The 13,641-nt window shown below is 69.6% G+C and carries 16 protein-coding genes; 1 reads left to right on the top strand and 15 read right to left on the bottom strand.

Going from position 1 to position 13,641, the window contains the following annotated elements; genetic code table 11:
* Positions 1-8 precede the first annotated feature (8 nt).
* From ACEI37_RS04470 to ACEI37_RS04425, 10 genes are all read right to left on the bottom strand, one after another.
* On the bottom strand, positions 9-557 hold the full coding sequence (locus ACEI37_RS04470; protein WP_373377526.1) for an AsnC family transcriptional regulator: 549 nt from the start codon (positions 555-557) through the stop codon (positions 9-11).
* Positions 557-1,048 (bottom strand): Lrp/AsnC family transcriptional regulator, encoded by a 492-nt coding sequence (locus ACEI37_RS04465; RefSeq protein WP_373377525.1) that lies wholly within the window; start codon positions 1,046-1,048, stop codon positions 557-559. Before ACEI37_RS04465 ends, ACEI37_RS04470 begins: the two co-directional genes overlap by 1 nt.
* Positions 1,045-2,034, bottom strand: a complete 990-nt coding sequence (locus tag ACEI37_RS04460; RefSeq protein WP_373377524.1) for an Lrp/AsnC family transcriptional regulator — start codon at positions 2,032-2,034, stop codon at positions 1,045-1,047. Before ACEI37_RS04460 ends, ACEI37_RS04465 begins: the two co-directional genes overlap by 4 nt.
* Before the next feature lie 8 nt (positions 2,035-2,042).
* Positions 2,043-3,218, bottom strand: coding sequence for a cytochrome D1 domain-containing protein (locus tag ACEI37_RS04455; RefSeq protein WP_373377523.1), 1,176 nt, complete (start codon positions 3,216-3,218; stop codon positions 2,043-2,045).
* On the bottom strand, positions 3,218-3,592 hold the full coding sequence (locus tag ACEI37_RS04450; protein WP_373377522.1) for a cytochrome c: 375 nt from the start codon (positions 3,590-3,592) through the stop codon (positions 3,218-3,220). The genes ACEI37_RS04455 and ACEI37_RS04450 overlap by 1 nt, the downstream gene beginning before the upstream one ends.
* Positions 3,574-3,897, bottom strand: a complete 324-nt coding sequence (locus ACEI37_RS04445; protein WP_373377521.1) for a c-type cytochrome — start codon at positions 3,895-3,897, stop codon at positions 3,574-3,576. Before ACEI37_RS04445 ends, ACEI37_RS04450 begins: the two co-directional genes overlap by 19 nt.
* Positions 3,898-3,973: 76 nt before the next feature.
* A complete protein-coding gene (locus tag ACEI37_RS04440; RefSeq protein WP_373377520.1) occupies positions 3,974-5,662 on the bottom strand; it encodes a cytochrome D1 domain-containing protein in 1,689 nt (562 codons plus the stop codon).
* A gap of 221 nt (positions 5,663-5,883) precedes the next feature.
* Positions 5,884-6,528, bottom strand: coding sequence for a 3-isopropylmalate dehydratase small subunit (gene leuD, locus ACEI37_RS04435; RefSeq protein WP_373377519.1), 645 nt, complete (start codon positions 6,526-6,528; stop codon positions 5,884-5,886).
* On the bottom strand, positions 6,521-7,939 hold the full coding sequence (gene leuC, locus ACEI37_RS04430) for a 3-isopropylmalate dehydratase large subunit (protein ID WP_373377518.1): 1,419 nt from the start codon (positions 7,937-7,939) through the stop codon (positions 6,521-6,523). The genes leuD and leuC overlap by 8 nt, the downstream gene beginning before the upstream one ends.
* A gap of 30 nt (positions 7,940-7,969) precedes the next feature.
* Entirely contained in the window at positions 7,970-8,932 is a 963-nt protein-coding gene (locus ACEI37_RS04425; protein WP_373377517.1) for a tripartite tricarboxylate transporter substrate binding protein, read from the bottom strand.
* A 103-nt stretch (positions 8,933-9,035) separates the two neighbouring features.
* Between ACEI37_RS04425 and ACEI37_RS04420 the strand changes: the two genes are divergently transcribed.
* Positions 9,036-9,965, top strand: a complete 930-nt coding sequence (locus ACEI37_RS04420; protein WP_373377516.1) for a LysR family transcriptional regulator — start codon at positions 9,036-9,038, stop codon at positions 9,963-9,965.
* A 31-nt stretch (positions 9,966-9,996) separates the two neighbouring features.
* Here ACEI37_RS04420 and mobB read toward each other — a convergent pair whose 3' ends face one another.
* From mobB to narJ, 5 genes are all read right to left on the bottom strand, one after another.
* Complete coding sequence (gene mobB, locus ACEI37_RS04415; RefSeq protein WP_373377515.1) at positions 9,997-10,551, bottom strand: molybdopterin-guanine dinucleotide biosynthesis protein B; 555 nt, start codon at positions 10,549-10,551, stop codon at positions 9,997-9,999.
* A gap of 4 nt (positions 10,552-10,555) precedes the next feature.
* The gene (locus ACEI37_RS04410) at positions 10,556-11,263 is read right to left on the bottom strand and encodes a carbonic anhydrase (RefSeq protein WP_373377514.1); all 708 of its coding nucleotides are present in this window, start codon (positions 11,261-11,263) and stop codon (positions 10,556-10,558) included.
* Positions 11,264-11,278: 15 nt separating this feature from the next.
* Entirely contained in the window at positions 11,279-12,031 is a 753-nt protein-coding gene (locus ACEI37_RS04405) for a peptidylprolyl isomerase (RefSeq protein WP_373377513.1), read from the bottom strand.
* Positions 12,032-12,058: 27 nt separating this feature from the next.
* Entirely contained in the window at positions 12,059-12,742 is a 684-nt protein-coding gene (gene narI, locus ACEI37_RS04400; protein WP_373377512.1) for a respiratory nitrate reductase subunit gamma, read from the bottom strand.
* 225 nt (positions 12,743-12,967) lie between these two features.
* The gene (gene narJ / locus ACEI37_RS04395; protein ID WP_373377511.1) at positions 12,968-13,633 is read right to left on the bottom strand and encodes a nitrate reductase molybdenum cofactor assembly chaperone; all 666 of its coding nucleotides are present in this window, start codon (positions 13,631-13,633) and stop codon (positions 12,968-12,970) included.
* Positions 13,634-13,641: the final 8 nt, after the last annotated feature.

Raw genomic sequence — 13,641 nt, 5'->3', positions numbered from 1 at the left:
GGGGCTTCCTATTTGTGTGTTTGGTCGGGGCTTGGGTGCGGTGGGGTGTGCGCATCGGCTGGCGCGAGCCGCAGCCCGGTCTTCTTCAGCACGCGGGTGGACCACAGCACGTCGTGCGCGCGGCAGGCGTCGCCCAGCAGCGCCGCGATGGCGGCGACTTGCGGCGCGGCCTCTTCGCGCGAGCGGGCATGGACCATTGCGAACAGGTTGTAGGGCCAGTGCGGCAAGCGGCGCGGACGCCGGTAGCAATGGCTGACGAAGGGCAGGGCGCCGATGCGCGCGCCGAGCGCATCGACGCTGGCATCGTCGACGTCCCACACGGTCATGCCGTTGGCGCGCCAGCCGATCCGGTAGTGGTTGGGCACGGCGGCGATGCGGCGCAGCACGCCGCGCGCCTGCATCGCCGCCAGGCGTGCGATGACTTCAGTCTCGGTCAGGCCCAGTTCCGCGGCGACCGCGGCGTACGGGGCCGATACCAGCGGCAGGCCGGCCTGGGTGGCGCGGATCAGCGCCAGGTCAGTGGGATCGGCAGCGTCGGCGGCGTCGGCGTCGGGCATCAGGCGGGCAGATAGAGGTTGACGAAGAACTCGCGTTCCTTGGGAAACGGCAGCACCTCGACCCCGGCCGCTGCGGCGATCCGCGCGAGCGCCGGCGCGACCTGCTCCGGCCGCGCCACCGCCAGCACGAACCACAGGTTCAGGTGGTGGCTGCGCGCGTAGTGGTGCGCGACCTCGGGGTGGGTGTTGATGGCGGCGATGACCGCTTCCAGCCGCGCGGCCGGCGCATGGCAGGCGCACAGCACGAAGCGGCCGCCCGCGCGCTCGACCTGGTACAGCGGGCCGAAGCGTGTCAGCACGCCGGTGTCCAGCAGCGCGCGCAGCCGCTCCAGCAGCACGGCCTCGCTGATGCCGAGCGCCGCGGCGGCTTCGGCGTACGGACGCGGCACCAGCGGCAGGCCGCGCTGCAGGGCGTTGATGATGCGGCGGTCGAGCGCATCGGGGGGATTGGCAGGATCGATGGCGTCGCAGGACGCGGCGGCGCCGTTCATGCCGGCACCTCGATGGCATAGCGCGTGCCGCGTTGCTTGTAGCAGTGAGTGCCGACCAGCACCGAGCCCGGCACCTGCTCCAGGCCGGCGGCGGCGCGGACCTGCGCCAGCGCGGGCCGCAGGTCCTGCGCGCTGCGGGCGTGGATCATCGCGAACAGGTTGTAGGGCCAGTCCGGCAACCGGCGTTCGCGGCGGTAGCACAGGGTCACACGCGGCTGCTGCGCCAGCCGCATGCCGATGGCGTCGACGCGGCCGTCCGGCACATCCCACACGCACATGGCGTTGTGGCGGTAGCCAAAGCGCCCGTGGCGCAGCACTACCCCCAGGCGCCGGATCACGCCTTGGGCCGACCAGTGCGCCAGCCGCTCGAGCACCTGCGGCACGGCCAGGCGCGCCTGCCGCGCCAGTGCATGGAACGGGCGCGGCGTCAGCGGCAGCCCGGCCTCCAGCGCCGCGACCAGGCGCCAGTCGTCGTCGTCCAGGGCCAGGGCAGCGGCAGGCGCCGCCAGCGTGGCGGCCCGGCGCGGGCGGGTGCCGTGCTGGCGTGCCAGCGGAAAGCCCAAGTCGATGTGGTACTCGCGCGCCATCGGCAGGTCTAGTGGTGGCAGGCCGGTCAGGTCGCCGATCGACGCCAGCGTGGCATCGAGCATGCCGCGTTCACGCGCGCCCGCGACAAACCACAGGTTGTACCGATGGCCGCTGCGCGCGTAGTTGTGGCTGACCGCCGCGCTGGCGCTGACGCGCGCCGCCACCCGGTCCAGCTGCGCCGGCGGCACCGACAAGGCGCCCAGCGTGCTGACGCCGATCACGTTGGGCGCGAACACGGCGCCGACGCGGCTGATGCGGCCGCTGCCGAGATCGCGCGCCAGCAGCGTCAGCAGCGCGTGTTCGCACAGTCCGGCTTTCGCGGCCAGCGCCTGGTAGGGCCGCGGCTGCAGTGGAAAGCCGCGCTGCAGCTGGTCGTAGAGGCTTTGCTCATTGAACATGGCGTGCCCTACATGCCGAAGCGCTGCGCGCGCGCGGTGAAGAAGATGCCGCTGGGATTGTCGGCCGGCAGCGTGGCCACGCGTTCCAGGGTGGCGGTGTCGTAGACCTCGACGCGGTTGTCGTCGCGGCAGGACAGCCACAGCGCCTCGCCCTTGGGCGTGAATTCCATGTGCAGCACGCCGCGGCAGGGGCGCAGCGTGCGCACCACCTGGCGCTTGGCGGTGTCGATCACCTGCACCGTGTCGTTGTGCGGGAAAGCGAAATTGACCCAGACCTGGCGCCCGTCGGGCCGCGCCATGGCGAACACCGGCTGGCCCGCCAGCGACACGCGCGCCGCCTCGCGCCAGCCATTGGCGGGATCGGCCACCAGCACTTCGTGGCGCCCGACCGCTGGCAGCCACGCCATGCCCTGCGCCATGGCCCAGCCGCGCAGATGCGGCATCTTGTAGACCGGCAGCGGCGCATTGCCGCGGCCATAGCCGGACAGGATGCGGCGCGCCTGCGGCGGCGCCTGCCACAGGTCGACCAGCGCCAGGCCGTCTTCGCCGAACAGGCCGGCCAAGTACCAGCGGCCGTCGGGCGTGACCAGTCCGTCGTAAGGCTCGCGGCCGGCGGGCAGGCGCGTGACCTGCGGCTGGCGCGGATCGCTGGCGTCGATGATCCAGATTTCGCCGGATTCGAACAGGCTGGCGGCAAAGCGCCGGCCGGGCAGGTCGGCCAGCCCGACCACCTTGGCGCGGCGCCCGTCGCTGCCGATGGCCGGCAGCTCTGCCAGCGGCGCCAGCGTCTGCGCGTCGAACAGCCGGATGCCGCCCGGCGCATAGTTCTGCGCGGCGACCACGCGGCCATCCTGCGAGATGGCGCCGCCGATGCTGTTGCCGGCCTGCAGCACGCGGTGGGTAATGCGCGCGCCAAGCAGGTCCACGCGCGTCAGGCCGCCGTCGCGGCCGAACACATAGGCGTAGCGCGCATCGCGCGAGAACACCACGCTGGCGTGGGACAGGTCGCCCAGACCTTCGACCGTGGCCAGTCGGGTCATGCCGGTGGTCTCGACGATCTGCAGCCGGCCCGCGGCGCGCTCCACCACCACGCCGAGGTCGCCGGTGCCGCGCATAGTGCTGGCGCAACCGGCGGCAAGCACGGTGATGAGCGCAGTGCACGCCGCCGCGGCCAGCCCGCGCATCAGTTGCCCTGCGGCGTGACGGCCGGCGGCTGGCCGGCCTGGAGTCGATCGATCAGCCATCGGGCTTCATCCTGCGTCATGAAAGGTTGCCAGGGCGGCATCGCCGTGCCGAGCCGGCCGTACAGCACCGTGGCTGCGAGGCCTTCTGGCGGCTTGCCCGCCAGGCTTGCGGATGTCAGCGGCGGGCCCAGCCCCCCGCGCAAAGTCATGCCGTGGCAGGCGCCGCAGTCATCGCGCAGCCAGTGCGCCAGCTGCGCCTGCCGCGCCGGCGCGGGCGGGTCCGCGGATGCGAGCGCGCTGGCGCACGCTGAGGCGACCAGCGCCACGGCAGCGGCGCGCAGCCATGCAATGCGGTTCAGAGGGAAAGAATCCATTTGGCCAGCGTGTTGGCGTCGGCCGCGCTGACGGCGTTGGCCGGCATCGGCACCGGGCCCCAGCGTCCGCTGCTGCCCTTCAGGATGGACTGGACCATCTGTGCCTGCGCGTCCTTCCTGCCGTTGTACTTGCCCTTGATGTCCTGGAAGGCGGGGCCGACCATCTTCTTGTCGATGGCATGGCACGCCAGGCAGGCCTTGCTCGACGCCAGGGCCTGGCTGGCGTGTGCCGGCATGGCTGTGCCGAATGCCAGCAGGCAGCCGAACGCCGCCAGCAGCGCACGCAGCGCGGTTTGTGTTCGCATGATGGTTTTCTCCATGGAAGGAACGCGGGGGACGTCGGCGGCCCTCGCCACGCCGGGGCGCAGCGAGGGCGCGGGCTCAGTAGACGTCGTGCTGCGTGTTGTAGGCGTTGAACTTGCCGGTCGGCGTGATCAGGCGCTTGTCCTTGATCACGGTCTTGAGCGTGCGGGTCTTGTCGTCGACCACCACCAGCGCGGACTCACCATCCTTGGTGCCCCACACCGAGAACCAGACCTCGTCGCCGGCCTTGTTGTATTCGGCCTGCACCACGCGCTTCGCGCCGCTGCCCTTCAGGTCGGCCCACTCGGCGATCGGCAGCACCTTGAAGCCGGCGTCGAGGTTGCGCGTGTCGAACACCGCGACCGACTGGTTGAGCTTGGCATCCGGATTCAGCGGCGTATCGACCCACAGGTTGGACGACTTGGGGTGGGTCTTGATGAAGAGCGAGCCCCCGCCCTGGCCCTTGACCGTCTGCACCACCTTCCACGCCTGCGCAGGGTGGCCGGCGGGGTCAGTGCCGATCAGGCTGATGGTCTCGTCGCCCAGGTGGCTGGTGGCCCAGACCGGGCCGAACTGCGGATGCGTGAAGTTGGCGCCGCGGCCCGGATGCGGGGTCTTGCCCACGTTGACCAGCGCAGCCAGCTTGTCTTCCTTGGTGTCGACCACGGCGATCTTGTCCGAGGCGTTGGCGGCGACCAGGAAGTAGCGACCGGTCGAATCGAAGCCGCCGTCATGCAGGAACTTGGCCGAGTCGATGGTGGTGGTCTTCAGGTTGGCCAGGTCCGAGTAGTTGACCATCAGGATCTTGCCGGTCTCCTTGGCGTTGATGACGAACTCGGGATGGAAATGGCTGGCCACGATCGACGCCACGCGCGGCTCGGGGTGGTAGTCGTTGTCGACGGTCATGCCGCGCGTGGACACCACCTTGAGCGGCTTGAGCGTGTCGCCCTCCATGATCACGTACTGCGGCGGCCAGTACGAGCCGGCCACGGCGTATTTGTCTTCGTAGCCCTTGTACTTGGAGGTTTCGACCGAGCGTGCCTCCATGCCGATCTTCACTTCGGCGACGATATCGGGCTTGGGCAGCCACAGGTCGATCAGGTCCAGCCGCGCGTCGCGGCCGATCACGTACAGGTAGCGCCCGGACGCCGACATGCGCGAGATATGCACCGCATAGCCGGTCTTGACGATATTGATGATCTGCTTGCTGTCGCCGTCGATCAGCGCCACCTCGCCGGCGTCGCGCAGCGTGACCGAGAACAGGTTGTCCAGGTTGTACTGGTTCATCTTCTGCGTCGGGCGCCTGGCCACCGGCACGATGTCCTTGCGGCTTTTCTCGATATCGGCCAGCGAGAACTCGGGCGGCGTCGGCGGGTCGAGCTGGATGTAGCGCGCCATCAGGTCGACTTCCTTGTCGGTGAGATCGCCCGAGGTGCCCCAGTTGGGCATGCCGGCGGGGCTGCCGTACTTGATGAAGGTCTTCAGGTATTCGGTGCCGCGCGCTCGCGTGATGTCCGGCGTCAGCGCCTTGCCGGTGGCGCCCTTGCGCAGCACGCCGTGGCAGCCGGCGCAGCGTTCGAAGTAGATCTGCCGCGCGTGGTCGAATTCAGCGGTGGTCAGGGTGGGGATGGCGGCCTTCTGTTCAGCCTTGTGTTCAGCCTTCTGGGCGGTCTTGGCGTCGGCCTTGGTGGCAGCGTGAGGCAGGCCAGGCCAGAGCGAGAGCGGCAATGCCGCGATTGCCGGATACAGCCAGTTTTTTGCTTTCATGGGGTGCCGTGGATCAGCGGTGGGAAAGCGATTTCGCGGTGCGCAGGCGGGTGTGGCCTGGACCTGTCGTCATGTGGCGATCATGCGCACACACTGCCGACATGGGATTGACTGGCATCAAACGAAGCAGGGAGGGTGGGAACGAAATGCGGAAGGTGGTGACGGTCGTTCCCGGCGGGCAGCGTGTCGCCGTGGCGGCGACACGCTCGATGCGGTGTGGCTCAGGTGCGGCCGAGGCGTTCGCGCGTGCGCGCAGCCACGTTCTGCGTCCACGGGAACGCGGACCAGTATTGCGCCATGAACTGTTCAATCTCGCCGCGCTGCCGCAGCGACAGGCCGATCATGTCGAGCCCTTCGATAAACATGCGGCGATGGCGTGCCGACAGTTCGAATGCGTGGTCGCCGGCAGGCGTGCGCACGCGCATGGCGTCGAGGTCGATGCTGACAGTGTTGTGGCTGTCCGCGTCCACGGCGTCCATCAGGCGCTCGATGACGTCGCGCGGCAGCATCACCAGCAGCAGCCGGTTGTTCATCGCGTTGGAGTAGAAGATCTCGCCGAAGCTCGGCGCGAGCACGGCGCGGATGCCGAACTGCTGCAGGCCCCAGACGGCATGCTCGCGGCTGGAGCCGCAGCCGAAGTTGGCGCCGCCCACCAGGATGCCGGTGCCGGCGTACTCGGGCCGGTTCAGCACGAAGTCCGCGCGCGGCGCGCCGCTGGCGTCGAAGCGGTGGTCGTACAGGATGCCCTGCGCCAGCCCGGATTTGTCGATGCCGCGCAGGAACTGCTTGGGAATGATCTGGTCGGTATCGAGGTTCTCGAAGCGGATCGCCGCCGCCTTGCCGGCGATGCAGGTCGTTTCAGGCATGGGAAATCTCCAGCTGGCGCACGTCGGTGATGGCGCCGGTCACGGCCGCGGCTGCCGCCATGGCCGGGCTCATCAGGTGGGTGATGGCGCCGCGTCCCTGCCGGCCCTCGAAGTTGCGGTTGGTGGTGGAGGCGCAGCGCACGCCGTCGCCGAGCACGTCGTCGTTCATGGCCAGGCACATCGAGCAGCCCGGCTGCCGCCATTCGAAGCCGGCCTCGATCAGGATGCCGGCCAGCCCTTCGCGTTCGGCCTGCGCCCTGACCGCACCCGAGCCGGGCACCACCATGGCCCTCACTCCCGCGGCCACCTTGCGGCCACGCACCACCGCCGCCACCGCGCGCAGGTCTTCGATGCGGCCGTTGGTGCAAGAACCGATGAAGACATGCTGGATCGCGGTGCCGGCCAGCGCCGCGCCCGGCTGCAAACGCGTGTACGCAAGCGACCGCTCGACCGAGCGTTGCCCGGCCTCGTCGGGCTGGTCTTCGGCAAATGGGATCGTGCCGGACACCGGTAACACCTGATCCGGGCTGGTGCCCCAGGTCACGTACGGCTCGACCTCGGCGGCATTGAAGGCGAACTCCAGGTCGAACGCCGCATCGGCGTCGCTGTGCAGCGTGGCCCAGTGGGCGAGCGCGGCGTCGCGCTGCGCGCCCGCGATGTCCGGCGCGCGGCGCAGCACGTAGTCGGTCGCCGCCGCGTCCGGTGCGATCAGCGCGCCACGCGCGGCCGCCTCGACCGTCATGTTGCACAGCGTGAAGCGGGCCTCGATGCTCAGCGCGCGAATCGCCGAGCCGCAGTACTCCACCACATAGCCGCGCGCCCCTTGCGCACCGATCGCGCCGATGATCTTCAGGATCAGGTCCTTGGCGGTGGTGCCGGCGGGCAGCGTGCCGTCGACGCGGATGCGCATGGTGCGGGCCATGCGGTAGACCAGCGTCTGCGTGGCCAGCACGTGTTCGACCTCGGAGGTGCCGATGCCGAAGCCCAGCGCGCCCAGCGCGCCGTAGGTGGTGGTGTGGCTGTCGCCGCAGATCACCACCATGCCGGGACGGATCATGCCGTGCTCTGGGCCGACCACGTGCTCGATGCCCTGAAGCGCATCGTTGGTGTCGAACAGCGGGATGCCATGGCGCGCGCAGTTGGCGTGCAGGTTGGTCGCCTGCAGCGCCGAGGCCGGGTCCGCGATCACGCGGATCGCGCCGGGATGGGTAGGGATGATATGGCTGACCACCGCGACGTTCTGGCCCGGCACCATCACGCCGCGCTGCTGTTCGTGCAGCCCGGCGAAGGCCTGCGGGCTGGTGTACTCGTTCATCAGGTGCAGGTCGCAGTACAGCAGCACGTTGTCGTCGTCGATCCTGGCGACGGTGTGCGCGTCGACCAGCTTCTGGTATAGCGTCTTGGGGGACATGGGGCCTGCCTTGTCAGGGGTTATCAAGGGTTATTCCGCGGTGATGCCGCGCTGCTTGATCAGCCTGGCCCACACCGGCATTTCCTTTTCCAGGCGCTGGCGTGCCGCTTCGGGCGTGGTCGGGTTGGGCTCGAAGCCTTCCCGGACCATGCGCTCGCGCGTTGCCGGCGACGCCAGTGCGGTGTTGAGGGCGGCGTTGAGTTTGTCGATCACGGGCCGCGGCGTGCCGGCCGGGGCGAACACCATGAACCAGGTCTCGAAGGCATAGCCGGGCAGGCCCGCCTCGGCCGCGGTTGGCACGTTCGGCAGCTGCGCCGAGCGCCGCGGACCGGTGACGGCGAGCGCCTTGAGCTTGCCGCCCTGCACATGCTGCTGCGCCGCGGAGATGACCGGGAAGCTCATGTCGACCTGGCCCGCGATGGTGTCGACCAGCGCGGGGCCGCCGCCGCGGTACGGCACATGGACGATGGCGACGTTGGCCACCGACTTGAACAGTTCGGCCGACATATGGAAGGTGCTGCCGTTGCCGGCGGAGCCATAGGTCAGCTTGCCGGGCGCGGCCTTGGCCGCAGCGATCAGTTCCTGCAGGTTGGTGGCGGGCACATGGTTGTTGACCACCAGCACATGCTGCGAACTGGCCACCATGCCGATCGGCGCGAGGTCCTTGAGGGTGTCGTACGGCATGCGCGGGAACAGGCCAGGGTTGATCGCCAGCGACACGGTCTGCAGGCCGATGGTGTAGCCGTCGGCGGCGGCCTTGGCGACGGCGTCGACGCCGATATTGCCGCCGGCGCCGGCCCGGTTCTCGACCACAATGGTGCCGCCCAGGCTTTTGGCCCACGCCTCCGACACCAGCCGCGCGGCGATGTCGGCGCTGCCGCCCGGGGCATAGGGCACGACCAGGCGCACCGGACGCTGGGGATAGTTCTGCGCCGCGGCGCTGCCGATCGATGCGGCGCAAAGCAGCAAGGCGGTGAGGCGGGCAACTTTCATGGGTGTCTCCTGTGGCGATGACTTGTTATGGAAGCCATCGTATCATTCACCTGGAGGCACATAATTCAAACTCGGTTACTTCTTTATTTCCTTTGTTTCACCAATGGACCAGCTCTCCGACGTCGCGTTCTTTGCCTGTATCAACCAGCACGGCAGCCTCGCCGGCGCGGCGCAGCAGCTGGGCGTGACGCCGCCCGCGGTCAGCAAGCGCCTGGCCGCACTGGAAGCGCGGCTGCGCGTGCGCCTGCTGCACCGGACCACGCGCCGCATCAGCCTGACGCCGGAAGGCGAAAGCTACCTGGTGGAAGGCGCCCGCATCCTGGCCGAGATGGAGGCGCTGGAACGCGCCATAGCTGGCACCGGCAGCACCCCGCACGGCTTGCTGAAGATCGGCGCCACGTTGGGATTCGGGCGCAGGCATATCGCGCCCGCGCTGGCAAGGTTCGCGCGCCGCTACCCGAACATCGAGGTCCAGCTATACCTCAGCGACCGGCCCCTGAACCTGGTCGAGCAGGGGCTCGACGCCATGATCCACTTCGGCGAGATGCCGGACGTGCGGCTGAGCGCGCGTCTGCTTGCCAACAACCGCCGGCTGCTGTGCGCGGCGCCGTCGTACCTGGCGGCGCATGGCGAGCCGTCAAGCCCGCGTGAACTGGCGCGGCACAACTGCATCTTCATCCGCGAGGCCGACGAGACCTTTGGCACCTGGCATCTGCGCCATGGTGCGCAGCAGGAGACCGTCAAGGTGCGCGGCACCATGAGCACCAATGACGGCGAGTCGGCGCTGGCGTGGGCGCTCGACGGCCAGGGACTGATCGTGCGCTCGGAGTGGGACGCGGCGGAGCACCTGCGCAGCGGTGCGCTGCGCCGGGTATTGCCGCAGTGGCAGTTCGCGCCGGCGGACATCCAGCTGGTGTTCCCGGCGCGCAATCATCGTCCCGACAAGGTGCGGGCGCTGGTGGATTTCCTGCTGGAGCACTTTGCCGGTCATCGCGCCGCGGGCGGCGGCAACAACGGCGCCAGCGCGTGGTAGGCCGCGGCCGGCTTCAGGTGGCTTCAGGCGGCTACAGCGCCAGTTCCGCGACACACGCAGCGGCGGCGCCCGCGCCCGGCATGAGGGCGGCCTGGTCGCGCAGGGCCAGGATAAAGCCGCCGACCTGCGCGACATCGTCCAGCGCCATGCATGGCAGCACGGTGTCCATGCGCGCGTCGGTGGCCAGCGCGATGATCGAGGGATCGCCCGGATAGTAGGGCGCGCGCCCGTGCGCGGGCCGGTAGACCTCGATGCGCGGGATGGCCTCGCGGCGGAATCCTTCCACCAGCGTGATGTCGGCCGGGCGCAGCCGCGCGACCTGCTCGGCCAGCGTCGGCTCGGCCTCGTCGGCCAGTTCGCGCACGATGGCGTAGCGATAGGGCGAGGCCACCATCACCTCGGCCGCGCCGGCGGCGCGGAAGCGCGCGCTGTCCTTGCCCGGCGGCTCGAGCTCGAGCGGGTGGTGGCTGTGCTTGACCACGTTGACGGTCAGGCCCTGGGCGCGGAACCACGGCAGCAGCGCCGTGATCAGCGTGGTCTTGCCGCTGCCGGAGGTGCCGGTGATGCCAAGGATGAAGGGATGCATGGGGTCAGCGTTCGCAGGGTTCGCAGGTTTCTGATTGGGCAGGCAGCGGGCACACCAGCGGCAGGAAGCTGTCGGCGCGCTGCGAATAGGCCAGCAGCGCGCCGGCCTGGAGATCGAAATACCAGCCGTGCAGCGTCAGCGCGCCGGCTTCCAGCGCGCGCCGCACGAACGGGAAGGTCTGCAGGTTGCGCAGCGACACCAGGATCGCCGCCTGCTCGCAGGCGCGCTGGCGCTGCGCGGCGCTGGCCCCGGCCATGGTTTCCTCCACCTGGGTCCGCGCCCGCGCGGCGATGCGCACCCAGGCGCCGAGGTAGTCGGGATCCTGGCCTTCGTCGGGCGCATGGTCGCCGGCGTCGGCGGGCTGCGCCAGCAGCGCGCGGATGCCGCCGCAGCCGCCGTGGCCCATCACGATGATGCGGGCCACGCACAGCTGCTGCACCGCGAACTGGATCGCCGCGGAGACGCCATGCAGGCTGCCCTCGTGGCGGCCGGTGCAGGGCGGCACCAGGTTGCCGATATTGCGCACGGTAAACAGCTCGCCCGGATCGCAGCCGAGCAGCAGGCCGGGGTCGACGCGCGAGTCGCTGCAGCCGATCAGCAGCGTCGGCGGACGCTGGCCGGTGCGCAGGGTGTCGAACAGCCCGGGCTCGTCGTCGAAATAGCGTTGCTGGAAGCGTTCGAAGCCTTTGAGCAGATGTTCGATGTGATGCACGGCGGCCTCCGTTCGCTACTGCACCAGCGGGCTGTCGGCGCCCTCGAGCTCGATGCCTTCGATGCGCGCGCGGCCGATCAGCAGGCTGGCGTACTGCTTCCAGGCGCGGTCGCGCGCGGCGGCGCCAAGGGCGCGCGCAATCTCGCCGCGCACCGCCTCGAACGGCAGGCGCGTGCCCGGGCAACGCTCGAGGATGCGCACGATATGGAGGCCATAACGGGTCTGCACCAGTTGCGGCAGCACGCCGTCGTGCTGGGCCGTGAACAGTGCGCGCTCGAACTCCGGCGCGGTCTCGCCGCGGAACACACGGCCCAGCCGGCCGCCATTGGCGCCGCTGGGGCAGTTGGACAGTGCGCGGGCATGGTGGGCAAAGCTGGCGGGATCGCCGCGCACCAGTGCCAGCGTCTGCGCCGCGACCTCGCGCAGCGCGTCCAGCGGCACACGGGGCGTGACCTGGAACAGGATATGGTCGGCTTCCACCCATTCGCCTTCGCGGAAGCGCTCGGGGTGGCTGTCGTAGTGGCGGCGGCAGCTGGCTTCGTCGGCTTCGGGCGTGGCGGCCTCGCGCGCCAGCAGCGCCTGCGCCAGCGCGTCGTCGTCCATGCCCTCGGTGTCCAGCCCGGTGCGCGCGGCTTCGGCCCGCATCAGCAGGCGCAGGATTGCCGAGATGGTGGCCAGCCGCGCCGGGTTGGCGGCGTCCTGATGGTGGTCCAGTTCGCGTTCGATATCGGCGTCGCGCAGTTCCACGCCGTTGACGGTGACAGGCATCGGGTTCTCCTTGTGCGGTGATGGCGCTCAGCGGCTGCGCACCAGCTGCCAGGCGCGGCCGAGGTAGCCGAGCGACGCAAAGCCGCTCCACACATGCACCAGCCGCGTGAACGGGAAGATTACGAACAGGGTCATGCCCATGAACAGGTGCGCCTTGAACAGCAGCGGGGCGTCGGCGATAAAGCCGGCGGCGTCGCCGCGCAGCGTGACGATGTGCTGGGCCCAGTTCATCAGCTGCACCATCATGTGGCCGTCCATGTGGCCGGCCGATTCGAAGATGGTGGACAGGCCCAGCAACAGCGTCGCCAGCAGCCACAGCAGCAGCACCTTGTCGCCGGTGCGGGTCATTGCGGACACGCGCGCATTGGTCAGCCGGCGGTGCAGCAGGATCAGCAGCCCGGCCAGGCACATGGTGCCCATCACGCCGCCGGCGGCCATCGCCACGCCCTGCTTGAAGCCGTGCGAGACGCCCAGCGCGTCCCACACCGCCACCGGGGTCAGCAGACCCACCAGGTGGCCGAAGAACAGGCCCAGGATGCCGACATGGAACAGGATGTTGCCGGTGCGCAGGTTGCCGCGGTACAGCACCTGCGAGCTGTCGCTCTTCCAGGTGTATTGCTCGCGCTCGAAGCGGGCGAGGCTGCCGAACAGGAAGATGGCAAGCGCGATGTACGGGTAGATGCCGAAGAGGAATTGGTGGAGGGTTGCCATGGTGTGTTAGCTCGGTAGGTGGACGGCAAGGCCGGGTGGTGGATTGCGTCGGTGGAGCTTGCTTTGCTGTCTTGATCTGCCAATTGGTTTCCCCTCTCCCCTCAGGGGAGAGGGCAGGGTGAGGGGTGGTTTAAGCACGGGCGCTTGGTGGAAGCTCCGGCCCTCTCCCCCGCCCCTCTCCCGCAAGCGGGAGAGGGGAGAAAACCGGCGGTCGGCACAGGCATGTCAGCAAGCCGCCGGAGCCGGCGCCGTGCCGCGCGGATAGAACTTCACCGCCTGCGGCCCGTTTTGCGGGGCCAGCAGCGGCTCCACGCCGTCGGCGCCCGGGCCGAAGGTTTCCAGCGCCTCGTCCATGTCCCGCACCGGCGGCTCCTGCTGCGGTTGCGGCTGCACGTCGGTGAGCGTGCGCAGCACGGCGAACACGCCGGCATAGGGACTCTGGTTGCGCGCGAGCCGGTCGCCGATCGCGGCGAGCACGTGGATGGCTTCGCCCAGCAGCTGTTCGGCGCGTGCCTCGTTGCCGTCGGCCGCGAGCGCGCCGAGGAACTCCAGGAACAGCGGCACGTAGTCGGGCAGCTCGGATGCCGCGGGCTCGAAGCCTTCGCGCCGGTACTCGTCAATCAGGTCGACCATGGCCTGGCCGCGGTCGCGGCTTTCGCCGTGCACGTGCTCGAACAGGTGCAGCGAGTGCGCCGGGTTGCGGTCGAAGGTGGCGACATAGTTTTCCTGCAGCGCGATCAGCGTCTCGCTGCGCAGCATGTCGGTCACCGGCGCCAGCAGTGCGCGCGCCTGCGGCCATTCGCCCAGCGCGGCGTCGATCTCGGGCAGCGCGTCGAGCAGTTCCTGCTCGGGATAGCCGAGCACGGCACTGAGGATGGGATAGAGGGGCATGTTGTTCT

Source organism: Cupriavidus nantongensis (assembly GCF_041726985.1).
In the GTDB taxonomy this organism is placed as follows: domain Bacteria; phylum Pseudomonadota; class Gammaproteobacteria; order Burkholderiales; family Burkholderiaceae; genus Cupriavidus; species Cupriavidus nantongensis_A.
The sequence above is the reverse complement of the archived record's forward strand: the minus strand, read 5'-3'. Positions and strand labels throughout refer to the sequence as shown.